The 26712-nt window shown below is 72.0% G+C and carries 24 protein-coding genes and 1 riboswitch; of the genes, 12 read left to right on the top strand and 12 right to left on the bottom strand.

The features are described 5' to 3' along the window. Nucleotides 1-42: 42 nt before the first annotated feature. Nucleotides 43-224, bottom strand: a riboswitch (cobalamin riboswitch). Nucleotides 225-285: 61 nt separating this feature from the next. Next, nucleotides 286-948, bottom strand: a complete 663-nt coding sequence (locus IQ251_RS01535) for a DUF3153 domain-containing protein (protein ID WP_193926564.1) — start codon at nt 946-948, stop codon at nt 286-288. 106 nt (nt 949-1054) lie between these two features. Between IQ251_RS01535 and IQ251_RS01530 the strand changes: the two genes are divergently transcribed. Beyond that, a complete protein-coding gene (locus tag IQ251_RS01530; protein ID WP_193926563.1) occupies nt 1055-2752 on the top strand; it encodes a DUF885 domain-containing protein in 1698 nt (565 codons plus the stop codon). Between the two features lie 77 nt (nt 2753-2829). On the opposite strand, the gene IQ251_RS01525 is transcribed toward IQ251_RS01530, so the two are convergent. Continuing rightward, on the bottom strand, nt 2830-3396 hold the full coding sequence (locus IQ251_RS01525; RefSeq protein WP_193926562.1) for a GNAT family N-acetyltransferase: 567 nt from the start codon (nt 3394-3396) through the stop codon (nt 2830-2832). Between the two features lie 298 nt (nt 3397-3694). Here IQ251_RS01525 and IQ251_RS01520 point away from each other — a divergent pair, with 298 nt between their 5' ends. After that, nucleotides 3695-4141, top strand: coding sequence for an SAV_6107 family HEPN domain-containing protein (locus IQ251_RS01520; RefSeq protein WP_193926561.1), 447 nt, complete (start codon nt 3695-3697; stop codon nt 4139-4141). After that, on the top strand, nt 4138-4905 hold the full coding sequence (locus IQ251_RS01515) for a maleylpyruvate isomerase N-terminal domain-containing protein (protein ID WP_370591135.1): 768 nt from the start codon (nt 4138-4140) through the stop codon (nt 4903-4905). Before IQ251_RS01520 ends, IQ251_RS01515 begins: the two co-directional genes overlap by 4 nt. An 8-nt stretch (nt 4906-4913) precedes the next feature. On the opposite strand, the gene IQ251_RS01510 is transcribed toward IQ251_RS01515, so the two are convergent. Together IQ251_RS01510 and IQ251_RS19935 are read right to left on the bottom strand one after the other, a co-directional pair. After that, nucleotides 4914-9491 carry an ATP-dependent helicase gene (locus tag IQ251_RS01510; RefSeq protein WP_193926560.1) on the bottom strand — a complete coding sequence of 1526 codons (4578 nt, stop codon included), beginning with the start codon at nt 9489-9491 and terminating at the stop codon, nt 4914-4916. Nucleotides 9492-9542: 51 nt separating this feature from the next. Then, nucleotides 9543-9674, bottom strand: a complete 132-nt coding sequence (locus IQ251_RS19935) for a hypothetical protein (protein WP_255526536.1) — start codon at nt 9672-9674, stop codon at nt 9543-9545. A gap of 89 nt (nt 9675-9763) precedes the next feature. Here IQ251_RS19935 and IQ251_RS01505 point away from each other — a divergent pair, with 89 nt between their 5' ends. Continuing rightward, nucleotides 9764-9958, top strand: a complete 195-nt coding sequence (locus IQ251_RS01505) for a DUF3046 domain-containing protein (protein WP_193926559.1) — start codon at nt 9764-9766, stop codon at nt 9956-9958. A 47-nt stretch (nt 9959-10005) separates the two neighbouring features. Here the strand turns inward: IQ251_RS01505 and IQ251_RS01500 are convergent, their stop codons facing one another. After that, entirely contained in the window at nt 10006-10743 is a 738-nt protein-coding gene (locus IQ251_RS01500; RefSeq protein ID WP_193926558.1) for a DUF4383 domain-containing protein, read from the bottom strand. A gap of 257 nt (nt 10744-11000) precedes the next feature. Here IQ251_RS01500 and recA point away from each other — a divergent pair, with 257 nt between their 5' ends. From recA to IQ251_RS01485, 3 genes are all read left to right on the top strand, one after another. Beyond that, complete coding sequence (gene recA, locus IQ251_RS01495) at nt 11001-12044, top strand: recombinase RecA (protein ID WP_193926557.1); 1044 nt, start codon at nt 11001-11003, stop codon at nt 12042-12044. A 138-nt stretch (nt 12045-12182) separates the two neighbouring features. Continuing rightward, nucleotides 12183-12830, top strand: coding sequence for a regulatory protein RecX (locus IQ251_RS01490; RefSeq protein ID WP_193926556.1), 648 nt, complete (start codon nt 12183-12185; stop codon nt 12828-12830). 66 nt (nt 12831-12896) lie between these two features. Beyond that, the gene (locus IQ251_RS01485; RefSeq protein WP_370591134.1) at nt 12897-13571 is read left to right on the top strand and encodes an HAD family hydrolase; all 675 of its coding nucleotides are present in this window, start codon (nt 12897-12899) and stop codon (nt 13569-13571) included. A gap of 171 nt (nt 13572-13742) precedes the next feature. On the opposite strand, the gene eda is transcribed toward IQ251_RS01485, so the two are convergent. Together eda and edd are read right to left on the bottom strand one after the other, a co-directional pair. Next, nucleotides 13743-14399, bottom strand: a complete 657-nt coding sequence (gene eda, locus IQ251_RS01480; RefSeq protein WP_193926555.1) for a bifunctional 4-hydroxy-2-oxoglutarate aldolase/2-dehydro-3-deoxy-phosphogluconate aldolase — start codon at nt 14397-14399, stop codon at nt 13743-13745. Further along, nucleotides 14396-16246 carry a phosphogluconate dehydratase gene (gene edd, locus IQ251_RS01475; protein WP_193926554.1) on the bottom strand — a complete coding sequence of 617 codons (1851 nt, stop codon included), beginning with the start codon at nt 16244-16246 and terminating at the stop codon, nt 14396-14398. Before edd ends, eda begins: the two co-directional genes overlap by 4 nt. Before the next feature lie 184 nt (nt 16247-16430). Between edd and IQ251_RS20170 the strand changes: the two genes are divergently transcribed. Next, on the top strand, nt 16431-17051 hold the full coding sequence (locus IQ251_RS20170; protein WP_193926553.1) for a transporter substrate-binding domain-containing protein: 621 nt from the start codon (nt 16431-16433) through the stop codon (nt 17049-17051). A gap of 153 nt (nt 17052-17204) precedes the next feature. Continuing rightward, nucleotides 17205-18686 carry a PQQ-like beta-propeller repeat protein gene (locus IQ251_RS01465; RefSeq protein ID WP_193926552.1) on the top strand — a complete coding sequence of 494 codons (1482 nt, stop codon included), beginning with the start codon at nt 17205-17207 and terminating at the stop codon, nt 18684-18686. A gap of 27 nt (nt 18687-18713) precedes the next feature. Here the strand turns inward: IQ251_RS01465 and IQ251_RS01460 are convergent, their stop codons facing one another. From IQ251_RS01460 to IQ251_RS01445, 4 genes are all read right to left on the bottom strand, one after another. Further along, the gene (locus tag IQ251_RS01460) at nt 18714-19571 is read right to left on the bottom strand and encodes an amino acid ABC transporter permease (RefSeq protein ID WP_193926551.1); all 858 of its coding nucleotides are present in this window, start codon (nt 19569-19571) and stop codon (nt 18714-18716) included. Then, entirely contained in the window at nt 19568-20215 is a 648-nt protein-coding gene (locus tag IQ251_RS01455) for an amino acid ABC transporter permease (RefSeq protein ID WP_193926596.1), read from the bottom strand. Before IQ251_RS01455 ends, IQ251_RS01460 begins: the two co-directional genes overlap by 4 nt. Nucleotides 20216-20272: 57 nt before the next feature. After that, nucleotides 20273-21172 carry a glutamate ABC transporter substrate-binding protein gene (locus IQ251_RS01450; RefSeq protein ID WP_193926550.1) on the bottom strand — a complete coding sequence of 300 codons (900 nt, stop codon included), beginning with the start codon at nt 21170-21172 and terminating at the stop codon, nt 20273-20275. 73 nt (nt 21173-21245) lie between these two features. Beyond that, nucleotides 21246-21974 carry an amino acid ABC transporter ATP-binding protein gene (locus tag IQ251_RS01445; RefSeq protein ID WP_193926595.1) on the bottom strand — a complete coding sequence of 243 codons (729 nt, stop codon included), beginning with the start codon at nt 21972-21974 and terminating at the stop codon, nt 21246-21248. 268 nt (nt 21975-22242) lie between these two features. Here IQ251_RS01445 and miaB point away from each other — a divergent pair, with 268 nt between their 5' ends. After that, nucleotides 22243-23730, top strand: a complete 1488-nt coding sequence (gene miaB, locus IQ251_RS01440; RefSeq protein WP_193926549.1) for a tRNA (N6-isopentenyl adenosine(37)-C2)-methylthiotransferase MiaB — start codon at nt 22243-22245, stop codon at nt 23728-23730. 41 nt (nt 23731-23771) lie between these two features. Further along, nucleotides 23772-24230 (top strand): Rv2732c family membrane protein, encoded by a 459-nt coding sequence (locus IQ251_RS01435; RefSeq protein WP_193926548.1) that lies wholly within the window; start codon nt 23772-23774, stop codon nt 24228-24230. Between the two features lie 74 nt (nt 24231-24304). Here IQ251_RS01435 and IQ251_RS01430 read toward each other — a convergent pair whose 3' ends face one another. Next, nucleotides 24305-25627 (bottom strand): DUF349 domain-containing protein, encoded by a 1323-nt coding sequence (locus tag IQ251_RS01430; protein WP_193926547.1) that lies wholly within the window; start codon nt 25625-25627, stop codon nt 24305-24307. A 339-nt stretch (nt 25628-25966) separates the two neighbouring features. On the opposite strand from IQ251_RS01430, the gene IQ251_RS01425 reads away from it, so the two are divergent. Beyond that, complete coding sequence (locus IQ251_RS01425) at nt 25967-26689, top strand: class III extradiol ring-cleavage dioxygenase family protein (protein ID WP_193926546.1); 723 nt, start codon at nt 25967-25969, stop codon at nt 26687-26689. The last annotated feature ends 23 nt before the right edge of the window (nt 26690-26712 follow it).

The raw sequence follows: 26712 nt of genomic DNA, 5'->3' as shown, positions 1-26712 counted from the left end.
GGCCGTCTCGCGCGGCCCGTCCGGGCGTACCGGCCGCGCAGAACGGCGACCGATGAGCCAGCAGGTCTTCGGGCTCGGGTCCGTTCGGCGGAGAGCCTTCCCGGGCAGGACCGCCCAGTGGCGCCGTTCTCCGCCGTCACCCCTACCGCTGCGCGTCAGCCCCGGCTTCCGACCGGATTCCCTGACCCGTCCGCACGGGTACGACTGGCTCGGCGGGTCACTCTAACGAGGGGGCGAGGGCGATGGGGCCGGGTGTGGTGCTCGTCGCGGGAGGAACTCCGCCGGTCAGACCTGGTGGCCCGCGCGGTTCCGGATGTGCGTGCGCAGCGCGAGCATTCCGACACCGACCGAGACGGCGATCCCGCCGAGGCCCACCAGTGCCGCCCAGCCGACCCAGTCACCACCGGCGGGGCTGGCGTACTGGTAGGTGGCGGCCAGGTGCGTGACCTCGCCCGGCTGCAGATTCCACTCCACCGTTCCGGCGCTCTGCTCGCCGTTGGTGTTGCTGACCTCGCCGGGTGCGCTCATCCGGAACTGGAACGTGGAGTTGGTGTCCGCGAGCGGGGTCAGGTCCACCGAGCCGTCGAAGATCGTCAGCGAACCGCTTCGCGACAGGTTCAGGTCGTAGCGCGTGTCCGAGCCGCCGAGCGCGCTGACCAGCTGCTCGAACTCCGCGAAGCTCAGGTCGTGGAAGGACAGATGCGAGCCGACCCGTCCCTCGGAGCTGTACGGGTCGATGCGCACCCGGTCGGCCAGGTGCGCCGGTGCGCCCTGCCCGATGGGCGGGCGGTTGTCGGCGGTGGCTGCCGACACCAGCACATCGCCGGAGACCCGGTCGTCGCCATCGATGGTCATCGATGCGTTGAGCTGCAGGCATCCGCTGACCAGCGCGGTGGCCAGCACGGCGCACACCAGCAGTACGACCCGGCGCCCGCGATGCGGAATCATGCCCTTCACCCGGCAGATCTTCCCACCCGGTGCGGGTTTCTGCTGTGCGCGAAGGTCTGGTCGCGGGTGCGCGAACCCGCTGCCGCCGCGCGATAACGTGCCCGGTATGCGAGCTGATCACGAGGGTGTGCACGAGATCTGCGACCGGTATGTGGACGAGCTGGTCGCACTCGATCCGGTGGCCGGGACCTACCTCGGCCTGCCGGGTGGGGAGTCGTCGAGCGGGGAGGAGCAGCTGACGGACTACTCGCCGGACGGGTACCGCGCCAGGGCTGAGCTGACCCGGCGCAGCAGGGAGGCCGCGGCCGCGGCAGAGCCCGGCGACGAGTCCGAGCGGGTGGCGCAGGCGGTATTCCTGGAACGCACCGGTGTCGATCTCGCGTTGCACGAGGCCGGGGAGGACATGGCGGCGCTCAACGTCATCGCCAGTCCCGTGCAAGACCTGCGGCAGGTCTTCGACCTGATGCCGGGCGACACCCCGGAGCAGTGGCGCACGATCGCGCGGCGGCTGGCGGCGATGCCCGAGGCGGTGCGCGGCGTGCGCGCCGGGCTGCTGGCCGCGGCCGAAGGGGGGAACGTCGCGGCCGCGCGGCAGGTCCAGCGGGTCGCCGGGCAGTGCGACACCTGGTCCGGGCGCGGGGGCGGCGAGTCGTTCTTCGCCGCGATGGTCGGGCGCGCCGGCGAGGTCGGCGACGCGCTGCGCGGGGAGCTCGACGCGGCGGCGCAGACCGCGGCCGGTGCCTACGGGGAGCTCGCCGACTTCCTGCGTGGCGAACTGCTGCCCCGGGCCCCGCTGCGCGACGCGGTCGGGGAGGACCGGTACCGGCTCTGGTCGCAGTTCTTCACCGGGGCCGAGCTGGACCTGCGCGAGGCCTACGAGTGGGGGTGGCAGGAGTTCTCGTCGATCGAGGCCGAGATGCGCCAGGTCGCCGAGCGGATCCGGCCGGGTTCTTCGCTCGCCGAGGCCGCCGCCGTGCTCGATGCGGACCCGCGCTACCTCGTTCGCGGGCAGGAGGAGTTCCGCGCGTGGATGCAGCGGTTGTCCGACCAGGCGCTGCGCGACCTGCGCGGAACGCACTTCGACATCCCGGACGCGCTGATGCACCTGGAGTGCCGGATCGCTCCGCCGGGCGGCGGCGTGGGTGCGTACTACACCGGGCCCAGCGACGATTTCAGCCGCCCCGGGCGGATGTGGTGGTCGGTGCTGCCGGACAAGGCGGAGTTCCCGACCTGGCGGGAAGTGTCCACTGTGTACCACGAGGGCGTGCCGGGTCATCACCTGCAGCTTGGCACGGCCGTGCACGAATCCGCGCGGCTCAACAAGTTCCAGCGGTTGGCCTGCTTCGTGTCCGGGCACGGTGAGGGGTGGGCGCTCTACGCCGAGCGGCTCATGCGCGAGCTCGGCTACCTCGCCGATGACGGCGACCTGCTGGGCATGCTCAACGACCAGCTGTTCCGCGCCGCGCGCGTCGTGGTGGACATCGGCATGCACCTGGAGCTGGAGATCCCGGCGGGCACCGGTTTCCACGAAGGGCGGCGCTGGACACCCGACCTCGGGCTGGAATTCCTGCTCAACCGCACCATCACCGATGCCGATCACGTGCGGGACGAGATCGACCGCTACCTCGGCTGGCCCGGGCAGGCGCCGTCCTACAAGCTCGGCGAGCGGCTCTGGCGCTCCGCGCGCGCCCAGGCCCGCGAGCGCGGGGGAGCCGACTTCGACGACCGCAGCTTCCACACAGCCGCGCTGCGCATGGGGCCGATGGGGTTGGACACCCTGCGCGAGCAACTCGCGCTGCTGTGATCCGCCCGGGCCTGGTGAACGTGCCGAACAGCGCGAGCCCGCTCACCGCACGCGACGGCCGCCGCCGGGGCCGGCGGTCACGCCTCCAGCGGCAGCGGGCGGCCCAGCACCGCGAACGGCCGGGGGTCCCCGGTGAAGCGGTAGTCGCGCAGGACGTCGGTGAACCCCAGCCGCCGGTACAGCCGCCAGGCCCGGGTCGGACCCTCCGGTGTGGACAGTAGGACGTTGGCGCCCCGGGCGGATTCCAGCAGTTTGCGCAGGATGCGCTCGCCGAGCCCGCCGCCCTGGTACTCCGGGTGCACGTGCAGTTCGGTGAGCTCGAAGTAGTCGTCCAGCCATCCGTGCGCAGCACCGCCGGACAAGGCCAGGCCGCGCCGGACTTGCTCGTGCCACCACTGGCCGGGGGTGCCGATGTAGCCGTACCCGAGGCCGATCAGCTCGTCGCGGTCGTCGAAGGCGCCGATGCAGCGCCAGCCCTCCCGCTGCACGTGCGCCGTCCACATCGGGGCGCGCTGCTGCGCGGTGCTGGCCGGATAACCCATCGCCGTCACGTACACGTTCAGGGCTTCGGTGAGCCTCGACCGGAACTGCTCGGCGGTCAGCTCGATGATCGGTTCGCGGTGGGGAGACGGCACAGCGCTCACGCTGGGAACACTAACCCGGCGCGGCTCGGCGGTCCCGCCCGCGGTCCGCAGTGGCGCTACCGGTTCGTCGATCACTCGGCCCCGTGAACGGAGGAATTCGAACAGGTGATCTATCCAGCACGGCTTGAACGGCCCGCCCGGAGGCTCTAGAGTGGAGATGTTCGAACGCTAGTTCGACACCGCTCCGGTGGTGGGGTGGGGGAAGCGCCCCACCACCGGAGTCCGCCGGCTTCCCCACGGCACGCGCACGCATCCGGGTGTCCGCGGTCAACCGCGGCGACGTGCAAGGAGAGAGCCGATGACTTCGTCCCGCGACCTGTCCATCCCCCGCCCCCGCCACGCCGCCGACGAGCCGGGAACGTCACCACCGCCCGAGGCGCCCGCCGGTGCCTTCTCCGCGCTGCTCGACGCTCGGTCGCGGTGGCACGCGGCGGAGTCGGCCGCGGACCCGCGGGCCCGCTTCGTCGATGCGCACGCAGCCGCCCTGCGTGCCGCGACGGCCCTGGTGGTGGCCCGCGCCGAGTGCCTGGAACGGCCGCGGCCCGCGGGTGTCTGGGCGCTGCTGGCCGAGGCCGCACCCGAACTCGCGGACTGGGCGGAATTCCTGGCCGGGCATTCGAACCGGCGCGCGCTGGCCGAGTCGGGAGTTCCCGTGGTGACCGGACCGCAAGCCGATCGCCTGCTCGTGCAGTCCCGCGAGTTCCTGGACATCGTCGGCCGGCGCCTGCTCGGGGTCGCCGGGTGAGCAGCGCGGCGCTGATCGACCACGGGCGGATGCTGCAGGAACTGGGCGTGCAGGCCCAGCTGGTCACCACGGCTGCGCGCGCCTGCCAGTCGGGCGTCCGGGTCGCCGGGGCGTCCGGGCGCACTGTCGAGCAGACGTTGAGCCACCTGTCCGAGCTCTGCGAACAAGCCGCCTTCGCCACCGAACCCTCCCGCACCGCACCGGTTCCCGGTTCCGTCGAGCCGGCGGCGCCGGAGGAGGGGGCGGGCCGGTTCGCGGTGCGGGCGGCCGAGTTGCTCGCCGCGTTCGCCGGGCGAGACCCCGCCGAGCCCTGCCCGACCTGGTGGCCGGAGCAGCACACCGTCGGCTTCTGGATGCGCCGCCTGCTGCACGCCACGACCGTGCACCGGGTCGACCTGCAGCTCGCCGCCGGAATCCCGGTGTCGCCGATACCGGGTGACACCGCCGTCGACGGCATCGACGAGGTGCTGCGCGTGTGGTTCGAATACCGACTGCACGCACTGGGCATCACCGCGACGCGGTCGTGCTCGGTGGGGGTGCACGCCGCGGGCCGCAGCTGGCTGGTCACCGCCGACCAGGACGGGGCCGCCGTGGTCGGTTCGGCCGATGTTCCCGCAGCGACCCCGGATTCGGTCGTCGACGGTGACCCCGCCGCCGTCTACCTGTGGCTGTGGGGCAGGTTGCCGGAGCGGGCGGTGCGCACCAGCGGGGATCCGGATGCGACCGCGCAGCTGTGGGGCCTGCTCCGGCTGGCCACCCGATGACCGCGGAGTCACCCGCGCAGCCGCAGCCCCTTCGGCGTCGCGCGGAACCCGGCCGCGGTGAGCACCTCGGCCAGGTGCGAGCCCCACGCACCCTCCCCGTCGGTGCGCTGCACCACCAGCTGCTCCAGCCAGCCGTCCCGCACCGCGCGGGCCAGGCCCTCGGCCCCGGTGCGCAGCGCGTCCTCATCCCCGGTGAACGACAGCAGCGATTTGCCGCCGCGCTCCAGGTAGAACACCGCCTCCCCGGACACCAGCACCACCAGCGCACCCGCCTTGCGGCCGGGCCGGTGCCGCGTGTCGCCCATCACCGCGGGCCAGTCCAGCGCGGCACCGTAGGGCTGCGCAGGATCGGCGGCGGCCAGCACCACGGCCTCCGCGGACACCTGCTCGTCCGGGCGGGCGGTGCGGGACACCGCGCGCACCCGGTCGATCGCCCCGGACACGGCGAACTGCGCGGCGCCCAGGCCCTCCACCACGTATCCGCGGCGGCAGCGCCCGGACTCCTCCATCGCGCGCAGCACCTTGTAGATCGCGGAGAACCCCCCGGCGACCCGCTCCACGTCCAGCGCGCCGCGGGTGAGCACCCCGTGCCGCTCCAGGAACGCCTCGGCCCGGGCGTGCGCGCGCTTGGTGCCGCTGGCGGACTGCTCCGGCAGCAGCGACCAGCGCCCGGACGCGGTCGGCGGTCCGCTGCGGCCGGGCAGCTGCGGTCTGCCCGAGCGCAGCCGCGCGTACCGACCTCGGGGAGCGCTGCGCCGAGGTTTGTGTGCCGCACCGCGCCCGGCGACCAGCGCCCGCAGCGGGGCCAGCGTGTCGTTGGTGACCGCCCCGGCCCACACCAGATCCCACAGCGCCGTGGTCACCGCGTCGTCGGCGGGCGCGCTCTCCCCGGCGGTCAGCAGCGATTCCCCGGCCCGGTCGGCGAGCTGCCGGAAGAACAGCGCGCCACCGGTCAGCGCTTCCAGCAGCGCGCGGTGCAGCGGTGTCTCGGTACCGGTCTCCTCGGGCGGATCCGGCAGCAGCAGGTCGGCCACGTCGGCCGGCGCCAGCGCGATCCAGCCGTCCCCGCCGGACAGCGAGCCCGAACCGGCCCAGACGATCTCGCCGCCCGCGGTCAGCTCATCGAGCAGCGCGGGGGAGTAGCCGGGCAGCCGGGCGGGCAGGATCAGCGACTCCAGCGCGCTGGCCGGAACCGGTACGCCGGCCAGCTGCTCGACCACCGCGTAGACGTCGTCGACGTTCGGCGACCCGCGCCGAGCGGCGCCGACTCCGTGCCAGGCGGGCAGGAACCGCGCCAGCGCCGACTGCTCCACCGGTTCGACCTCGGCGCGCAGCCGCGCCAGCGAGGCACGGCGCAACCGGCGCAGCACCTCGGCGTCGCAGTACTCCAGCGCCCCGCCGCCACCGGCGTCGATCGGGCGCAGTTCGCCGTGCACCAGGCGTCCGCTGCCGGTCATCCGGTCCAGCACGGCATGCACCACCGCCACGCCGAGACCGAACCTGTGCGCCGCAGACTCGGCGGTGAACGGCCCGCGGCAGCGCGCGTAGCGCACCAGCAGCTCGCCCAGCGGATCCGGGACGGGCTCGGTGAAGGCTTCCGGCACACCCACCGGCAGCGCGACGCCGAGCGCATCGCGCACCTTGCCCGCGTCCTCGATCGGGAGCCACCGCTCGTCCCCGGCGATGCGCACCCGCAGCACCCGGCGTTGCGCTTCCAGCTCGGCCAGCCACTCGGTCCGCGCCCCGCGTTCGTCCGCCTCCGATGTGGACAGATCGCCGAGGAAGGACAGCAGGTCCGCTGTGGACTCCACGTCGTGCGCCCGCCGGTCGTCGGTCAGCCGCTGCAGCTGCTGCTCGACCTCGGTCACCACGTCCGGGTCCAGCAGCTCGCGCAGCGCCTCGGAGCCCAGGAGCTCGGCCAGCAGCGTGGAATCCAGGCTCAGCGCGGCGGAACGCCGCTCGGCCAGCGGAGCGTCCGTCTCGTACAGGAACATCCCGATGTAGCCGAACAGCAGGCTGCGCGCGAACGGCGACGGCGTCTGCGTCTCGACCTCCACCACCCGGACCTGCCGCGAAGCCACCTGCGACATGAGTTCGGTGAGCCCCGGCAGGTCGTAGACGTCCTGCAGGCATTCGCGCATCGCCTCCAGCACGATCGGGAACTGTTCGTACTGCGCGGCCACCGCCAGCAGCTGGGCGGCGCGCTGCCGCTGCTGCCACAGCGGGGTGCGCTTGCCGGGATCGCGGCGGGGCAGCAGCAGCGCCCGACCCGCGCACTCGCGGAACCGGGCCGCGAACAGCGCCGAACCGCCGACCTCGTCGGTGACCAGCTGCTGCACCTCGTCCGGGGGCAGCAGCACGTCCTCGGCGGTGGGTAGCACCTCGGTGCCGGACTCGTCCAGCGCATCGGCCAGCCGCAGCACGATGCCGTCGTCGGAGGATGCGACCTGCGGCTCCACCCCGCGGCGTTCGCGGATCCGGGCCGCCACGGCCAGCGACCACGGCCCGTTGACCTTCCCGCCGAACGGCGAGTGCACCACCATCCGCCAATCGCCCAGCTCGTCGCGGAAGCGCTCCACGACGACGGTGCGGTCGTCGGGCACGTGCCGGGTGGACTGCTGCTGCTCGTCCAGGTAGGCGAGCAGGTTGTCCTGCGCCCACTGGTCCAGCCCGGCCGCGCCGATGCGGTCCCGCGCCGCGGAACCGTCGGCGCTGGTGATCTCGCGGACGAACGCGCCCAGCGCCCGCCCCAGCTCCAGGGGCCTGCCGGGCGAATCGCCCTTCCAGAACGGCATCCGCGCGGGCTGGCCGGGAGCGGGCACCACCACGACCCGGTCGTGCGTGATCTCCTCCACTCGCCATGCCGAGGTGCCCAGCAGAAACGTGTCGCCCACCCGGGACTCGTACACCATCTCCTCGTCGAGCTCGCCGACGCGCACCCCGCCCTTGCCCGCGACCTCCTCGCCGGGCGTGGTCACCGCGAACAGGCCGCGGTCCGGGATGGTTCCGCCGGAGGTGACCGCCAGCCGCTGCGCACCGGGCCGCGCGCGCAGCTCGTCGTTGACCCGGTCCCAGACGATCCGCGCCCGCAGCTCGCCGAACTCCTCGCTCGGGTAGCGCCCGGCCAGCATGTCCAGCACCGCGTGCAGCGCCGAGTCCGGCAGACCCGCGAACGGCGCCGCGCGGCGCAGCAGCGCGGCCAGACCGGGCACGTCCCAGGTGTCCATCGCCACCATCGACACGATCTGCTGGGCGAGCACGTCCAGCGGGTTGCGCGGGAAGGCGATCGATTCGATGAGCCCGGCGGCCATCCGCTCGGCCACCACCGCGCAGCCGACCAGGTCACCGCGGTATTTCGGGAACACCACACCGTGCGAGGCGGCGCCGACCTGGTGCCCGCCGCGGCCGATCCGCTGCAGCCCGGACGCCACGCTCGGCGGGGTTTCCACCTGGACCACCAGGTCCACCGCCCCCATGTCGATGCCCAGCTCCAGCGAGGACGTGGCGACCACGCAGGGCAGCACCCCGGACTTGAGCTCCTCCTCGACTCCCGCGCGTTGCTCCTTGGACATCGAGCCGTGGTGCGCCCGCGCGACGACGGGCGGTGCGCCGGTGGTGATGCCGGAGCCGCCGGGCGCTGCGGCCGGGAAGGTGATCATCGGTTCGGGGTCTTCGGCGGCCAGCTCGTTGATCCCGGCGGTGATCCGCTCGGCGAGCCGACGCGAGTTGCTGAACACGATGGTCGAGCGGTGCTCGCGGACCAGCTGCAGGATGCGTTCCTGCACCGCGGGCCAGATCGAGGGCTGCGGGGCGGAATCCTCGTCCCCGGTCGGCTCGGACCCGCCGAGCTCGGTGAGGTCGGGAACCGGGACCTCCACCCGGACCTGGACCTCCTTGGGGTGCTCGGGCTGGACCAGGCGCACCGGTCGGCCGCCGGCCAGGAACGTCTGCACCTCCTGCACCGGGCGGACGGTGGCGGACAGGCCGATGCGTTGGGCGGGGCGGGCGAGCATGGCGTCCAGCCGCTCCAGCGATACCGCGAGGTGCGCTCCGCGTTTGGTGCCCGCCATCGCGTGCACCTCGTCCACGATCACCGTTTCCACCCCGCGCAGCGACTCCCGGGCGGCCGAGGTCAGCAGCAGGAACAACGATTCCGGGGTGGTCACCAGCACGTCCGGCGGGGTGCGGGCGAACGAACGGCGCTGGTCGGCCGGGGTGTCCCCGGTCCGGCTGCCGACCCGGATGTCCGGCGGTTCCAGCCCGCCGCGCTGCGCGGCCTGCCGGATCCCCGCCAGGGGTGCGCGCAGGTTGCGCTCCACGTCCACGGCCAGCGCCTTCATCGGCGAGACGTAGAGCACCCGGCAGCGCCGCTGCTTGTCCGCGGGAGGCCCTTCGCCGGCCAGCGAGTCGAGGGCGGCCAGGAACGCGGCCAGCGTCTTGCCCGATCCGGTCGGCGCCACCACCAGGGCATGCTCACCTGCGGTGATCGCCTCCCAGGCGCCTCGCTGGGCGTTGGTGGGGCCGGCGAACGCCCCGCGGAACCACTCCGCGGTCGGCGCCGAGAAGACATCCAGCACATCGTCCACGTCCCCATGCTGGACCAGGGCCCCGACAGCGCACAGGAACCGCGGTGGTGCTCAGCGCTTGTTGCGGTGGTCCCAGAGGAAGCGGATCGCGAGCGCGATCACCACGAGCAGGCCGGCGGCCATGACGAGCCTGCCGAACGGGGTGGTCAGTCCGGTCGGATCGGATTGCAGCAGCACGAGCACACCGCGAGCCTACGGGCGCCCGGCCGGGATTGTCGTCCCGCGCACCGGCCCGAGGCCCGTCGCGGTCGGCGGTCTCTATCCTGGTGACGATGCGCTACACCGCCTTCCGCACCCGGATGGCCGAGGAGTTCGGCCGGGTCCGAGCCGACATGCTCGCCCAGGACCACGTCTTCTCCGCGCTGGACGGGCGCACCGTGGACGAGGCCCTGGAGGCCGGGGTCGCGCCGCGGGACGTGTGGAAGGCGGTGTGCGAGACCTTCGAGGTCCCGGCCGCGCGCCGTTAGCGCAGCGGCGGCCGCGTGCCGTTGGCGCGAAGACGGCCGCGCGGTAGCTAGTGCGATTGTCCGGACTGGCGGTGCACCTCGTAGTCCGCCCACGGGTTCTGCGCGCTGACCCGCTGCTCCGGGGTCGTCCCGGCGCTGCGGTAGTGCTCGTAGGCCCGCTTGCGCTCCTCCTGGCGGGTGCGCCAGGCCGCGGTGCGCACTTCGCGCTCCTGCTCGGGGGTCGGATGCCCCTCGGCCACGGCGATCTCCGCCTCGCACAGCGGCCCCAGCTCGGCCATGCGCCGGCGCTCGGCGCGGAAGTGCTCGGGGTCCTCCTCGGCAGGCGGTTCGTGGTGGCGGTACCGCACGTACGGGTTGTCCTCGGGAAGGCCGCCGCTGAGCCGCCCGTACAGGCCGACGAACAGCAGCACCAGGCCGGCGATGAGGCTGAACAACACGTTCTGCATCCGGAAGGCCAGCAGGTTCCAGGGCGTGTTCAGCAGCACCAGGTTGACCAGGCCGGACAGCACGAACAGCCCGCCGATCACCGCGGTGGTGGAGGAGGCCACCGGCCCGCCCCACGCGGCCGCGGCGACCAGGACCGCGCCGACCACGACCGAGATCACCGCGAGCAGCCCGTTGCTGGACAGTCCCAGGATGTCGATGCCCCGGGTAGTGAACAGCGGGACTTCGTTCGTCAGCCCCAGCACGCCGAAGACCACCAGGCACGCCCCGAACAGGGCGGCCCCGATCCGGTAGAACCTGCTCAGCGGGTGATCCGGGGGCAGGTATCGGTCCATGCGCATGATCGGCACCTCCCGGGTGCGCGATGCCGACTCCGACCGGGTCGAGTGTCCTCCCCGGTTCGGCTGATCGCACCGCAGTCCGGACGGGTGATGGGGCTGGCGTGTCGGCCAGGGGGTCGAACATCCGTTCGTCTACGATGGGTGCTGCAACCGGGATCGAGCGTCCACGTATGACCACCCCGCGCATGGACTGTCGGTCCCCGCCCGTAGCGTCGGAAGCTCCGACGAAGCTCGATTCGTGACCGAGGTGGACCCCGATGGCAGCAGCGACACCGGACAAGGGCAAGGCGCTGGAGCTGGCGCTGGCCCAGATCGACAAGCAGTACGGCAAGGGATCGGTGATGCGGCTCGGCGAGGAGACCCGCGCCCCGATCGAGGTCGTGCCGACCGGCTCGATCTCGCTGGACGTGGCGCTGGGGATCGGCGGTCTGCCGCGGGGTCGGATCGTGGAGGTCTACGGTCCGGAGAGCAGCGGGAAGACCTCGGTGGCCCTGCACGCGGTGGCCAATGCGCAGAAGCTCGGCGGCACCGCGGCGTTCATCGACGCCGAGCACGCGCTGGACCCCGATTACGCCAAGACCATCGGTGTGGACACCGATTCGCTGCTGGTGTCCCAGCCGGACACCGGGGAGCAGGCGCTGGAGATCGCGGACATGTTGATCCGCTCCGGTGCGCTCGATGCGATCGTCATCGACTCGGTCGCCGCCCTGGTGCCGCGCGCCGAGATCGAGGGCGAGATGGGTGACAGCCACGTCGGGCTGCAGGCGCGGCTGATGAGCCAGGCACTGCGCAAGCTGACCTCGGCCCTGTACAACGCGAAGACCACGGCGATCTTCATCAACCAGCTCCGCGAGAAGGTCGGGGTGATGTTCGGGTCCCCGGAGACCACCACCGGCGGTAAGGCGCTGAAGTTCTACTCCTCGGTGCGGCTGGACGTGCGGCGCATCGAGACCCTCAAGGACGGCTCGGACGCGGTCGGCAACCGCACGCGGGTCAAGGTCGTCAAGAACAAGGTGGCGCCGCCGTTCAAGCAGGCCGAGTTCGACATCCTCTACGGCGTCGGCATCAGCCGCGAGGGCTCGCTGATCGACATGGGCGTTGAGCAGGGCATCATCCGCAAGTCGGGTGCTTGGTACACCTACGAGGGCGATCAGCTCGGGCAGGGCAAGGAGAACGCGCGCAAGTTCCTGCTGGATAACCCGGACATCGCCAACGAGATCGAGAAGAAGATCAAGGAGAAGTTGGGGATCGGCGCGACCGCGGACTCGGACAGCGCCGAACCGGCCTCGGTCGACTTCTGATCGGTCGCCGGTGCGGTCGCCGAGCCGCACCGGTTGGAGGATCGCCGGCCGCGGCGCGGAACGTGTTCCGGTCGGTGCGTGCTGGACGGCCGTGTACGTGCCGGTGCGTCGTACGGGTTCCGGGCGGCGGTCGCAGGGATGAGTTCGTGGGAAAGGGCGGCATTGGTCACCGGAGCGCAGCACGAGGAGCCCGGAGAGGGCATCGACGTGCAGACACCGCGTGCCGGCGCTGACCCGGACGGTGGTGACCTCGACGGTGCTTCCGGGGGTGGGCGCTCCGTCGCCGGTGGGGCGAACCGCGCTACCCAGGAGGTCACACCGGAACAGCTCGCCCGGGACACGGTGTACCGGTTGCTGGCCAGCCGGGCGCGCAGCAATGCGGAGTTGCGGGAAGCGTTGCTGCGCAAGGAGGTTCCGGAGGACGTCGCCGACGACATGTTGCGCAGGTTCCGGGATGCGGGCCTGATCGACGATGCCGCGTTCGCCGTCGAATGGGTCCGCTCGCGGCAGCGCAGCCGCGGGCTCGGCCGCAAGGCGCTCGGGTACGAATTGCGCCGCAAAGGCGTTGCGGAGCAGCACATCGCGGCAGCTCTGTCCGATGTGGACGATGATCTGGAAGTCGAGCGAGCCCGCGAGCTGGTGCAGCGCAAGCTGCGGAGCATGAGCGCGGCCGATCCGACGGCCGTGACCCGGCGGCTGGTGGGCATGCTGGCCCGCAAGGGGTATTCCGAAGCGATGGCCTTCCGCGTGGTCCGCGAGGAGCTGGAGAGCGACGAAACCGAGTGACCGGCCGGGTTTCCGCACCGGGGTAGGCTGTTGCGCGGAGTCGGACCGATCACGAGGGGTGGAGTCGTGCTGCCGGGAACGCAGGTCGGAACACGGACCAGGCACGTCGTCTGGGACTGGAACGGAACCCTGCTCGACGACAACCACGCGGTCGTGGCCGCGGTCAACGCCGTGTGCGCCGAGTTCGACCGCGAGCAGGTCGACCTGCAGGAGTGGCGCTCGGTGTTCAGCAGGCCGCTGCACCAGTGCTACGAACGCCTGCTGCGGCGCAGCCTCAGCGACCAGGACTGGGCTCGCATCGACCTGCTCTACCACCGGGCCTACCGCGACCTGCTGCACACCTGTGGTCTGGCCGACGGTGTGCCGACCGCCCTGCGGGGATGGGCCGACGCCGGCGGCAGCCAGTCCCTGCTGTCCATGTGGTTCCACGATGAACTCGTCCCGCTGGTCGCCGAGATGGGTCTGCACGAGCTTTTCGACCGCGTCGACGGCCTGCGGCAGGAGATCGGTGGGGGATCCAAGGCCGAGCACCTCCGACACCACCTTGCCCAGCAAGAACTCGATCCGCGCGAGGTGGTGCTGATCGGCGACGTGCTGGACGACGCGGTGGCCGCGCAGCGGGCCGGCGCGGAATGCGTGCTGGTGTCCACCGGCGTGATGGCCGCCGAATCACTGCGGGACAGCGGGTTTCCAGTGGTCGGTTCGGTGGCCGAAGCCCTCGACGTCGCCAGGACCGGCTAGGAACTGCCCTGCACGGCCGGGGCGGTTGCGTGCCGCAGCGGAGGCGGCCGACCCGGCACCGCTCGTGAAGCACCCGGCCCGTGCGGCGCACGCGACCGGTGCTGAACCACGCCGGTCAGCGCGCCGCACGCGAGCAACCGCTCGGAAGCGGGGCCGGGGCGCCGCGATGCGTCAGCCGAGGGCGGCGGCCTCGGCGGCCAGTTCCGCGATCCGGGTCCACTCGCCCGCGGCCAGCAAGTCCGGCGGGCTCAACCAGGAGCCGCCCACGCAGCGGACCCCGGGCAGCGCCAGGTAGTCGGGCGCGTTGTCCGGGCTGATCCCGCCGGTCGGGCAGAAGCGCAACTCCGGCAGCGGCCCGGCGATCGCCTTCAGGTAGGCGGTACCGCCGCTGGGCTCGGCCGGGAAGAACTTCATCGCCGTCGCCCCGCGTTCGGCCAGCCGCATGGCTTCGGACACCGTGCTGGCCCCGGCCAGGTACGGCAGCCCGCTCGCTTCGACATCGTCCAGCAACCGGTCGGTGGTGCCCGGGGTGACCAGGTAGTGCGCCCCTGCTCGTGCGGCGAGCTCGGCCTGCCCGGGTTCGGTGATGGTTCCGGCGCCGGGCACGATGCCGGGCACTTCGGCCGCCACGCGTTCGATCGCGGGCAGCCCGGCGGGAGTGCGCAGCGTGATCTCGATGGTGCGGATCCCGCCGTCCCGCAGCGCACGGGCCAGCGGAACCGCCTGCTCGGCGTCGTCGAGCGCGACGACCGGGATCACGGGGGACAGGTCGAGCACCTCGGCAGCGGTCTGCACAGCGCGGTTCTCCTTCGGTTCGTGCTCGGTCATGCGGTCACATCGGTGGATCGCGCCTGCGGAGGTGCGAACACGCTCGCCCCGCGATCGGCCCGGCCGGAAGCCTGCCGGAACGCGGTGAACAGCTCGCGACCGGTGCCGAACTGCGCGGCCGGTGCGGCAGCGGCCGGGTGCCGGGCGTGCAGCTCCTCCTCCGGGACCAGCACCTCCAGCGCCCCGCGTTCGGCGTCGAGCCGGAGCACGTCCCCGTCGCGCACCCGGGACAGCGGCCCGCCGGCGCTGGCTTCCGGGGTGAGCTGGATGGCCGCCGGGATCTTGCCCGAGGCGCCGGACATCCGGCCGTCGGTGACCAGGGCGACCTGGTTCCCGCGGTCCTGGAGCACGCCCAATGCCGGGGTCAGCGCGTGCAGTTCGGGCATGCCGTTGGCCTGCGGCCCCTGGTTGCGCACCACCACGACCACGTCGTGGTCCAGCTCGCCTGCGCGGAACGCCGCCGTGAACTCGTCCTGGTCGTCGAAGACCCGGGCCGGGGCGGTCACCGTCCGGTGCTCCGGGCGCACCGCGGACACCTTGAGCACCGCGCGGCCGAGGTTGCCGTCCAGCACCCGCAAACCACCGTCCGGGGCGAACGGCTCGTCGAGATCGCGCAGCACATCGCGGTCCAGGCTGCGTTCGGGGGCGTCGCGCCACACCAGCCGGCCGTCCTCCAGGAACGGCTGCTGCCGGTAGCGGTCCAGGCCCGGTCCGGCGACGGTCTGCACGTCGGGATGCAGCAGTCCGGCATCGAGCAGCTGGCCGACGAGCGTGGGAACGCCACCCGCCGCAGCGAAGTGGTTGATGTCCGCCGAGCCGTTCGGGTAAACGCGGGCCAGCGACGGCACCACCGCGGACAGGTCCGCGAAATCGTCCCAGGTGAGCTCGATTCCGGCGGCGGCCGCGATCGCCACCAGGTGCAGCGTGTGGTTGGTGGAGCCACCGGTGGCCAACAGGGCGACCACCGCGTTGACGATCGCGCGCTCGTCGATGATCTCGCCGAGCGGAGCGCAGGCCTCCCCGTCGGCGGTGCGCACGACGCGCCGGGACGCCTCCTCGGTCAGCGCTTTGCGCAGCGGGGTCCCCGGTTGCACGAAGCTCGATCCGGGCAGGTGCAGACCCATCACCTCGACCACCAGCTGATTGGAGTTGGCGGTGCCGTAGAACGTGCAGGTGCCGGGCGAGTGGTAGGACGCGGCCTCGGCGTCCAGCAGGTCGTCGCGGGTCGCCTTGCCCTCGGCGAAGAGCTGGCGGATGCGGCTCTTCTCGGCGTTGGGCAACCCGGAGGGCATCGGCCCGGCCGGCACGAGCGCGGTCGGCAGGTGCCCGAACGCGAGACCGCCGATCAGCAGCCCGGGGACGATCTTGTCGCAGACGCCGAGTAGCAGCGCTCCGTCGAACATCTCGTGCGACAGCGCCACACCGGTGGCCATCGCGATCACGTCGCGGGAAAACAGGGACAGTTCCATCCCCGGCCGGCCCTGGGTGATGCCGTCGCACATGGCGGGCACGCCGCCGGCGAACTGGGCCACCCCACCGGCCTCGCGCACCGAGTCCTTGATCCACGCCGGGAATTCGTCGAGGGGCTGGTGGGCGGAGAGCATGTCGTTGTAGGCGGACACGATCGCGACGCCGGGCTTGCTCGCCCCGCGCACCGCGGTGCGGTCCGTGCCGCTGCAGGCCGCGAAGCCGTGCGCGAGGTTGCTGCACGGGAGTTCGGTGCGCGCGGGCCGGTCCGCTGCGGATGCCGTTCTGATGCGGTCCAGGTACGCGGCGCGGGTGGCGGCGCTGCGGGCCGCGATCCGCTCGGTGACCTGCACGACGGCGTCGGTGGTGGGCGGCGCCATGAACTGCCTCCGGGAAGCTCGGATGATGCGGCGGCAACGCTGGCGCCCGGTGATGGCAGCCACACTAATGGGTTAAGCCCGCGTTTCAAAACCGATCAAGGGATCAGTGCCTCCGCTGCCGGGCCTGTCGGCCGGTGCGCGATCATGTCCGGGTCGTGGCGAGCGTCGGGAGAAGGAGGGGACCGTGCGGTTTCGCGGACTGGTCGCAGGACTGATCGCGGTCGCGGTGTCGGCGGGTTGTGCTGCGCAGGAAGACCCGGATCCCGGTGGGGCCGCGCCGAATCCGCCCGCGCCGGGGCGTTCGGCTCCCTCGCCGAATCCCGATGCCGGTGTCGTGCCGGATGATTCGGTGGAGTTCGATTCCTCACCGGCCATCCAGCAGGTCCAGGAGCGCGGCAGGCTGCTGGTGGGCGTGCGCAACGATGCCGAGGAATTCGCGCAGCGTGGTCCCGGCGGTGACTACAGCGGGTTCGACGTGGAGATCGCCCGCGATCTCGCGGAGCGGATGGGACTCGGCCCGCAGCAGGTCCAGTTCCGCAGACTCCCGCCCTCGCTGCTGACCAATGCCGTGACGAGCGGGAACGTGGACCTGCTGTTGGGCGGGTCGGCGGACTCGTCCGCGCTGGCCGAGGCCGGGCCCTACGCGGTGGCGGGCGAACCCCGTTTCGCCGTGGTCACCGCCGACGATGCCGCGCTAGTCGCCGAGCTGGAGCGCATGTTCGACGAGTCGGTCGCCGATGGCACCTGGCAGCGCATCTACGACGGGACGCTCGCCGGGCGCGGGATCGAGGTCCGACCGCGCTGACAGCGGCAGTTGGCGGTAACCGGAAGTCCGCTTGGCGCAACGCTTTCCCACGGTCCGGGAGGGCCGGTTGACCCCCGGTGCGCGGGTCGGTGATGTGGCCCGTGCCGATCCGGGGTGGTCCCGGTTCGGGTCCACCGGTCGGGGAGGCCGCCGATGCTGAAATCCGCACGCCCGCTCGTCGCCACCGCCGCGGCGTTGTCCCTCCTGCTCGCAGCACCCGCGGCCCTGGCAGTCCCGATCCCGCCCGGTCCGGGTGATCCGCTGGTGCCGGACTACACCGGCCGGCCCGCGCAGCCGGACCCGGTGCAGGGGTTCGACGTGCCGCGCCATCCGTTCATGGCGCCCAACGGCAGCAGCAACATGCACAACGACGCCTACTCCACCGACGCCTACGAGACGCGGGGACCGCTCGGACGCGATCCGCAGGTGACCACCGCGACCTACGGCGTGCAGGAGTGCGCCACGCAGACTTTCGACCGCGCAGGCCGGATCGTCGCGCTCTGCGGTGGGCTCGCCGACCGCCAGCTCAAACTGATCGACCCGGACACGCTGGACGTGCTGGCGGTGCACGATCTGCCGCGCCCCGAGGTGCGTCCCGGCCAATCCCCGCTGACCGACCTGTGCGGCGGCGCCTACTTCTACCTGGACGAGGCCGACCGGGCCGTCGTGGCCACCACCGACCGCCGGATCGAGGTGCTCGGGCAGCAGCCGGGCGGCGGGTTCTCCGAGCAGCGCAGCTACGACCTCAACGGGCAGATCGGTGGGCAGGACTGCCTCGTGGCGCTCATGCCGGACTGGTCGGGCACCGTGTGGTTCGTCACCGGCGAGGGCGTGGTGGGCACCCTGGACCGCGAGTCCGGGGCGATCCGCACCGCGAACCTGCCCGGGGAACGCATCGCCAACTCGTTCGCGGTCGACGAGACCGGCGGCGTCTTCGTCGTCTCCGACCACGCCAACTACCGGTTCGACAGCGGTCCGGACGGCGCGCCGGTGATCACCTGGCGGCAGGCCTACGACCGTGGCACGCGCACCAAACCCGGGCAGTTGTCCCAAGGTTCGGGCACCACCCCCACCCTGTTGGGCGATGACCTCGTAGCGATCACCGACAACGCCGAGCCGCGGATGCGGGTCCTGGTCTACCGGCGCAGCAGCGGGGAGTTCGTCTGCGGGCGGGAAGTGCTGCAGCCCGGCGCCAGCGCCACGGAGAACACCCTGGTCGCGGCGGGGAATTCGGTCATCGTGGAGAACAACTACGGCTACACCGGTCCGCAGGCCACCATGCTCGGTGCCTCCACCGAGCCGGGCATCGAGAAGGTCGACATCGCGGGCGGGGAGTGCTCCACGGCCTGGCGCAACGACGAGGTGGCGCCGAGCTCGGTGCCGAAGGCCTCGTTGGAATCGGGCCTGCTCTACGTGTACAGCAAGCCGCCGGACCGGCGTGGCGTGCCCGCCTGGTACTTCACGGCCATCGACCTGCACACCGGGGAAACGGTCAACCGCACGCTGACCGGGACCGGCCTGCAGTGGAACAACCACTACGCGCCCATCTACCTGGGCCCGGACGGAACCGCCTACCTCGCGGGCATCGCGGGCATGATGCGCATCGCCGACGCCGAACGGCCCCCCGGCCGCTGACCGAGCGACCGGGGCCGCGCCCGGGGATCAGTCCCCGGGCGCCGGTTCGGCGGGCCGGGCGGGCGCCAGCCGGCTGGTCTTGCGCGCGCGGCGGTTGCGCCGCTCCAGGTAGCGCGCCAGCCAGGCCAGCAGCAAGCACATCACGATGTAGATGGCGGCCACCACCATGGCCACCGGGATGATCGGCCGGTCCAGCGAGGCGAAACTACCCAGGTAGCGCGCGTAGTACAGCAGCTCCTGGTACGTGATCAGGAAGCCCAGCGCGCTGTCCTTGAGCAGCACCACGAGTTGGCTGACGATCGCGGGCAGCATCATCCGCACCGACTGCGGCAGCACCACGTGCCCCATGACCTGGCTCTTGCGCATCCCGACCGAGTAGGCCGCTTCGGCCTGGCCCTTCGGCAGCGCCGAGACTCCGGAGCGGAACACCTCCGCCAGCACCGAGCCGTTGTACAGCGTCAGCCCGAGCACCACCGACCAGTACTGGCCGAAGTCGAGCCCCAGCGTCGGAGCCGCGTAGTAGAGGAAGAAGATCATGATGACCAGCGGGATCGCCCGGAACAGCTCCACGATCAGCCCGCACGGGACCCGCACCCAGGCGTGGTCGGACAGCCTGCCCAGCGCGAAGACCGCGCCGAAGACCAGCGCCAGCACCGCCCCGGACAGGAACGCGCGCACCGTGTTCCACAGCGCGCCGAGCAGCTGCAGCTGGATTTCCTTGTACAGGATCCATTCCCAGATGCCGGCGTCGAACTGCCCGGCCTGGTAGAAGCGCAGCACCACGAACCCGAGCGCGAGCACGACCGCGGCCGCGCTGATCACGCCGATCAGCCGGTTGCGGGCGCGGGCGCGGGGTCCGGGGGTGTCGAACAGGACAGTGCTCATCGGGCCACGCTCCAGCGCTTCTCGAAACTGCGTTGGACCAGGGTCAGCGGGATCACCAGCACGAGGAAGCCGACCGCGATCCACACGAACGCGTTCAGCGTCGGCTCGCCCTGCTCGTTGAGCAGCGGGATCACCGAGCCCACTTCGCTGACGCTGAACCCGGCGGCGACCGTGGTGTTCTTCAGCAGCGCGATGAGCGTGCTGACCAGCGGCGGCACCACCGAGCGGAAGGACTGCGGCAGGATCACGTGCACCAGCGCCTGCCCGAAGCCGAGCCCCACGGATCGGGCGGCCTCGGCCTGGCCGATCGGCACCGTGTTGATCCCGGCCCGCAGCACTTCGCAGACGAACGCCGCGGTGTAGACGGTCAGCGCCACGACCGCGGCGGTGAAGAACGGGAACCGGATCAGGTCCAGCTTCGGGTAGGCGAACACGAAGAAGAAGAAGACCAGCGTCAGCGGGGTGTTGCGCAGCAGCGTCACGTATCCGGTGCCGACGGCGCGCAGCGCCGGGATCGGGCTGACGCGCATCGTGGCCAGGATCGTGCCGAGGATCAGCGCGCCCACCGCCGAGAGCAGGAACAGCTGGATGGTCGTCCAGAAGCCCGCGGCGAGGACGTCTCCGTACTCAACCAGGGTGTCGATCAACGAGGTCTCCCAGGAACCGGTGGTCCGGAGTCGTGTCCGGACCGCTTCGTCGGATCAGTAGCGTTCGACCGCGGGTGGTCGGGCCGGCGTGCCGGACTTGCCGAGCGTGGCGTCGTACATGCGCTGCCACTCGCCGTCGGCTTCGGCGTGCTCGATGATGTCGTTGATCGCGCTCCGCAGCGCGGCGTCGTCCTTGGCCAGGCCGACCCCGTAGGGCTCCTCGGAAAACGTGCTGCCCACGACTCGCAGCTTGTCGGGTTCTTCGGCCGCGTAGCCCTTCAAGATCGCGTCGTCGGTGGTGACCGCATCGACCTGGTGGTCCAGCAGTTGCTGCACGCACTCCGAGTACCGCTGGAACTCCACGATGTTCCCGGGGTCGGTGAGCTGCTCTTCCTTGACGTTCTGGATCGGCGTCGATCCGGTCGCCGAGCACACGGTCCGGCCCTGCAACGAGTCCTTGCCGGTGATGCCGTGCTCGTCCGGGCGCACCAGCAGGTCCTGGCCCGCCATGAAGTACGGGCCGGCGAAGCTGACCTGCTCCTTGCGCTTGTCGCTGATCGTGTAGGACCCGACGTAGTAGTCGACTTCCCCGGTGGAGATGGCCTGCTCCCGCGCGGTGCTGGGGACCGGGCGGTACTCGATGCGGGTGTCCGGGTCCATGCCCAGCTGCGCGGCGATCAGCCGGGCGACTTCCACGTCGAACCCGGAGTACTCATCGGTGACCGGATCGCGCAGCCCGAGCCCGGGCTGGTCCTCCTTGACGCCGACGACGACCCGGCCGCGTTCCTGGATCCGCTGGAACGTCGGCGATCCGGGGACGCTGACGTCGCGCGCCACCTCGTGCGCGAGCCGCGGCGGCGCCTCGGTGGGGCTGCCCTCGCGGCCGCAGCCGGTCAGGACCAGCGCCAGGGATACCGCCAGGAGGGCACCTGCCCGCAGTCTGCTGCCTCGCATCCGCCCGCCCTCTCCGCACGGCGTCCGAGGTTCCGTTGCCCGCACCGCCATGCACGTCCCTCCAGAACAGTCGTCAGTGGGTGAGGATCTTGGCGAGGAAATCCTTGGCCCGATCGCTGGACGGTTCGCTGAAGAAGGCGTCCGGACTGGTGTCCTCGGCCACCTCGCCGTCGGACATGAACAGCACCCGGTGCGCTGCTCGGCGGGCGAAGCCCATCTCGTGGGTCACCACGAGCATCGTCATGCCTTCTTCCGCCAGGCCCGCCATGGTGTCCAGGACTTCGCTGACCATCTCCGGGTCCAGGGCCGAGGTCGGCTCGTCGAACAGCATCACCTTGGGCTTCATCGCCAGCGCACGGGCGATCGCGGCGCGCTGCTGCTGACCGCCGGACAACTGCGCCGGGTACTTGTCGGCCTGGTCGCGGATGCCCACCCGGTCCAGCAGTTGCAAGGCCTGCTCCCGGGCTTCGGCGCTCGCCAGCTTGCGCACCTTGACCGGCCCGAGCGTGACGTTGTCCAGCACGGTCTTGTGCGCGAACAGGTTGAACTGCTGGAACACCATGCCGACATCGGCCCGCAGCTGGGCCAGCCCGCGCCCTTCTTCGGGCAGCGGCACCCCGTCGACCTCGATGCTGCCGGTGTCGATCGGTTCGAGGCGGTTGATGGCCCGGCAGAGGGTGGATTTGCCGGAGCCGGACGGTCCGAGCACGACGACGACCTGGCCGGCGGGCACTTCGAGATCGATGTCCCGCAGGACGTGCACCGGCCCGAAGTGCTTGTCCACCCCGCGCATCCGAATCATCGGTGCGTCCGTGGAACCTGCGGCCATGGGTCCTCCTGAGCGCGGACACGGTTGTTGGCCGAAACCTAAGCGGCCTGCCGGGGTTAGTCCAGACGATCCGGGCAGGAGCGCGTTGCAACTCGGTTACACTCCGGAACCGGACCGCTCGGTCACCGGGCGCACTCACCCGACAGGGAGGCGCGGGTGGTCACGGTGGGCGGCCGTTCCCGCCGGCGGCCGCGGTGCGGGGCGCTGCCTTGTTCGTGACCAGCACGATTAAGCTGTAGGCATGCCCGAGGCGAGTTCCCCGCGATCCTTCCAAGTCCGCACCTACGGCTGCCAGATGAACGTGCACGATTCCGAGCGGCTGGCCGGAATGCTGGAAGAGGCCGGGTACGTCCGCGCGGACGGCGACGAGGCCGACGTGGTCGTGTTCAACACCTGCGCGGTGCGCGAGAACGCCGACAACCGGCTGTACGGCACGCTCGGCCACATGCGCCCGTCCAAGACGCGCAATCCGGACATGCAGATCGCGGTGGGCGGCTGCCTGGCGCAGAAGGACCGGGACACGATCGTGCAGAAGGCGCCGTGGGTGGACGTCGTCTTCGGCACGCACAACCTCGGCTCGCTGCCGACGCTGCTCGAACGCGCGCGGCACAACCAGGAAGCCGAGGTGGAGATCGCCGAGTCGTTGGAGGTCTTCCCGTCCACGCTGCCCGCCCGGCGCGAATCCGCCTACTCGGGCTGGGTATCGGTCTCGGTGGGCTGCAACAACACCTGCACCTTCTGCATCGTGCCCTCGCTGCGCGGCAAGGAGAAGGACCGCCGTCCGGGCGAGGTCCTGTCCGAGGTCGAGGCGCTGGTGACCGAGGGCGTGCTGGAGGTGACGCTGCTCGGGCAGAACGTGAACGCCTACGGCGTCGAATTCGGCGATCGCTACGCCTTCGGCAAACTGCTGCGTTCCTGCGGCGAGGTGGCCGGACTGGAGCGGGTGCGCTTCACCTCCCCGCACCCGCGCGACTTCACCGCCGACGTCATCGAGGCGATGGCCGACACACCGAACGTGTGCCCGCAGCTGCACATGCCGCTGCAATCCGGGTCCGACCGGGTGCTCAAGGCCATGCGCCGCTCCTACCGCTCGGAGCGGTTCCTGGGCATCGTCGACGACGTGCGCCGGGCCATGCCGCACGCCGCGATCACCACCGACATCATCGTCGGCTTCCCGGGTGAGACCGAAGAGGACTTCGAGCAGACGCTGGAGGTCGTCCGGCAGGCGCGGTTCGCCAGCGCCTTCACCTTCCAGTACTCCAAGCGCACCGGGACCCCGGCCGCCGAGCTGCCGGACCAGCTGCCCAAGGAGGTCGTGCAGCAGCGCTACGAGCGGCTGGTCGAGCTGCAGAACCAGATCTCCGCCGAGGAGAACCGGGCGCTGGTGGGCACCGAGGTCGAGCTGCTGGTCGCCGAGGGCGAAGGTCGCAAGGACACCGAGACGCACCGGCTCAGCGGCCGCGCCCGGGACGGCAGGCTGGTGCACTTCACCCCGTCCGGTGCGGTGGACGGCGAAATCCGCCCGGGCGACATCGTGCGCACGACCGTGACCCGCGGGGCCCCGCACCACCTCGTCGCCGACGCCGAGGTGCACGCGCACCGGCGTACCGCGGCGGGCGACCGCTGGGAGATCGGTGCCCGGCCGAAGACGTCCGGGGTCAGCCTCGGGCTGCCCTCGGTCGGCGCCCCCGCGCCGCAGCCCGCCGCCGAGCAGGGATGTGCGTGTTGACGCCCCGCAGCGATGGCCACCACCCCGAACAGGAGACGTCGATGTCCGAGGCCGTACCGGCGCGCAGGCCGTTGACCAGCAGTGAGCGCGAAGGACTGCGCCGGGTCGACCCGGGCAAGCGGGCCCTGGTCATCGCCGCGGCGATGTTGGTGCTGGTCGTGTCCGCGCTGCTGCCGTGGGTCGGCGACGCTGCGGGCTGGCAGGTGCTGACCGGCCAGGCCGATCCGGCGCTGGAGGTGGGGCTGCTGCCGCACCTGTTCGCGATCAACGCCACCATCGTGGGCATCGGGGTTTCCACGCTCGCGCTGGTCACCCGGCGCTGGGTGCTGGCGTTCCTGGCCGCGCTGCCCGGTGGCGTGGTCACCTTCGAGGGCCTCATCGCGATCTGGTCCCGGCAGACCCACGAAGCGGCCGGTCCGGGGGTCGGCCTGCTGCTCGCGGTGGCCTGCATGCTGGTGCTCACCGTGCAGTGGATCCGCACCGCCTGGTCGCAGTCCTGACCGCCTGGCCGCAGGAAGTCCTGATCGGTCGCGGGGGCCGTGCCCGCGGCTCGTGGTGCGGGCACGGCTGACGCTCACCGGTCGGCGATGGCCTGTTCGGCCGCGGTGAGCCACTCCCGCCACTGCTGCGCCTGCTGCTCGGCCTGCTCCGCCCGGCGCCGGTCACCGGCCGCCCGGGCCTTCTCGGCCTGGGACTCGAACTGCTGCACCCGCTCGCGGAACTGGTCGACCCGCGCCTGGGCTTCCGGGTCCGTGCGTCGCCACTGGGTGTCGGCGGCCTGGCGCACCCGGTCGGCCACCGCGCGCAGCCGCCCCTCCAGCTCCCGCATCCGCTCGCGCGGGACCTTGCCGATCTCGTCCCAGCGCTGCTGGATGCGGTGCAGGTGCGACTGGGCGGCCTGCAGATCGCCTGCCGGCTCGATCTGCTCGGCCTCGGTCAGCAGCTCCTCCTTGAGCTTGGCGTTGGCGGCGAACTCCGCATCGCGCTCGGAGAACGCCTCCGACCTGCGGCTGAAGAACCGGTCCTGCGCGGCTCGGAACTGCTGCCAGAGGGCTTCGTCGCTGTCCTTGGGCGCGCGGCCCGCGGCTTTCCACTCGGCCATGAGTTCCTTGTAGCGCGCCGCGGTCTCCCCCCAGTCGGTCGATTCGGTCAGCGCCTCGGCCTGCTCCACGAGTTCCTGCTTGCGGGTCTTGGCCGCGGCGCGCTCGCGGTCCAACTCGGCGAAGTGCGAACCGCGGCGCCGGCTGAACGCGTCGCGGGCCTTGGAGAACCGCCGCCACAGCTGCTCGTCGGTCTTGCGGTCGACCCCGCGGATCTTCTTCCACTCGGCGAGCATCTCGCGCAGCCGGTCGCCCGCGTTCTTCCAGTGCGTGGCCTCGGCGGCGATCTCCTCGGCTTCCGCGGCCAGTGCTTCTTTGCGCGCGACGGCCTGGTTGCGGGCCTGCTCCTTCTCCTGCTTGGCGTCGTCGACGGCCTGCTCGGCATGCGCGACGACGTGCTCCAGCCGGGTGCGCAGCGCGGCGAGGTCGCCCACGACCGCCGCCTCGGTGAGGGATTCCTGCAGGTGCCGGGCATTGGACAGCGCGTGCTTGGGGTCGCCGGAGCGGTTCGTCAGCCGGGTTTCCAGCAGCTCCACCTCGGTGAGCAGGTCGTCGAACTTGCGCGCGAACAGCGCCAAGCCCTCGGCGGGGTCCCCGGCCTGCCAGGAGCCCACCGCGCGTTCGCCCTCGGGCGTGCTGACGTACACCGTGCCGTCCGCGTCGACCCGGCCCCACTTGGCGGGGTTCTGCGATGCGTGCGGCACGTTCGGCGCGGCCCCGGTGCGCCCGGCGCCACCGGTCGGTCCCCCCGCTGCTCCGTCCGCAGCGGACCCGGGGGTCGTGTCCTGGTCAGTCATGGCCGGCTTCCTCCTCGCGTGCCCGCTCCAGTGCCCGTGCCCGCACGGGCGCCCCGCCCTCGCGGGGCCCGGCAAGCGTCCGCCCGGACCCTTCCATGATCCGGCTTCCGCTGGCGCATTCAAACAGGCCACGGCGCGATCCGGTACTCCGGCGGGTTCCTGCACCCGCCGGGGCGCCGGTCGTGCACCCGCGGTCGGTGACCTGCGCAGCCCATTGTCGTAGGTCACCCGTTCGGATGCAGCCACCGTGGGCACGCGGTGTGCGAGACCGTCCGCTCGCCGGCACCCCGTCCTCCCCGTTGCGCCGCTCCGGACCGCACACCTCTACCGTGCACAGGTGTGATCACCCGAGTCGCGGTCGTGCCGCACCCGCCGCTGCTGGTGCCCGAGCTGACCGTGCGGCCGGACCCGGACACCGCCCGGTTGCGCGACGCCTGCACCGCCGCCGCCTCCAGTCTGACCGACGTCGCCCACTCGTGGGTGGCGATCGGGGCAGACGCCTCTGGGCCCCGCGAGCTCGGTCCGGACACCCGCGGCACGTTCGGCGGCTACGGGGTCGACGTGCCGGTGTCGTTGCGCGACGGGTCCACGGCGGACGTCGAACCGGACCTGCCGCTGCCTGCTCTGGTGGCGGGATGGCTGCGCGGCCGGGGAGGGGCGCAGGCGGTGCGCACCGAACTCCTCGCCGCGGACACCCCGGTGGCCTGGTGCCGGGATGAAGGTGCGCGGCTGGTCCGCGAGACCGGTGCCGATCCGTCGGCGTTGCTGGTGCTGGCCGACGGTACGAACTGCGCCGACGAGCGCTCCCCGCACGCGCCGGACCCGCGCGCGCCCGGTTTCGACGAGCGCCTCCGCGACGCGCTGGCCACCGCCGATGCGCGAACCCTGCTGGACCTGGAACCGTCCGTGGCCGCGGACCTGGGACTGACCGGCCGCGCCGCGCTGCAGGTGGCCGCCGGCGTGCTGCAGGCATCGGGCATCGGATGGGACGCCGAGCTGCTGCTGTCGGCCCGTCCGTTCGGCGTCACGTACCACGTCGCTGTCTGGACCGCCCGCAGCTGAGGCGCTCCCGCGCGGTCCCGGCT

The organism is Saccharopolyspora montiporae (assembly GCF_015209505.1).
Lineage (GTDB): Bacteria > Actinomycetota > Actinomycetes > Mycobacteriales > Pseudonocardiaceae > Saccharopolyspora > Saccharopolyspora montiporae.
Note: the sequence above shows the minus strand (reverse complement) of the source record. Positions and strands in the feature narration are given on the sequence as shown.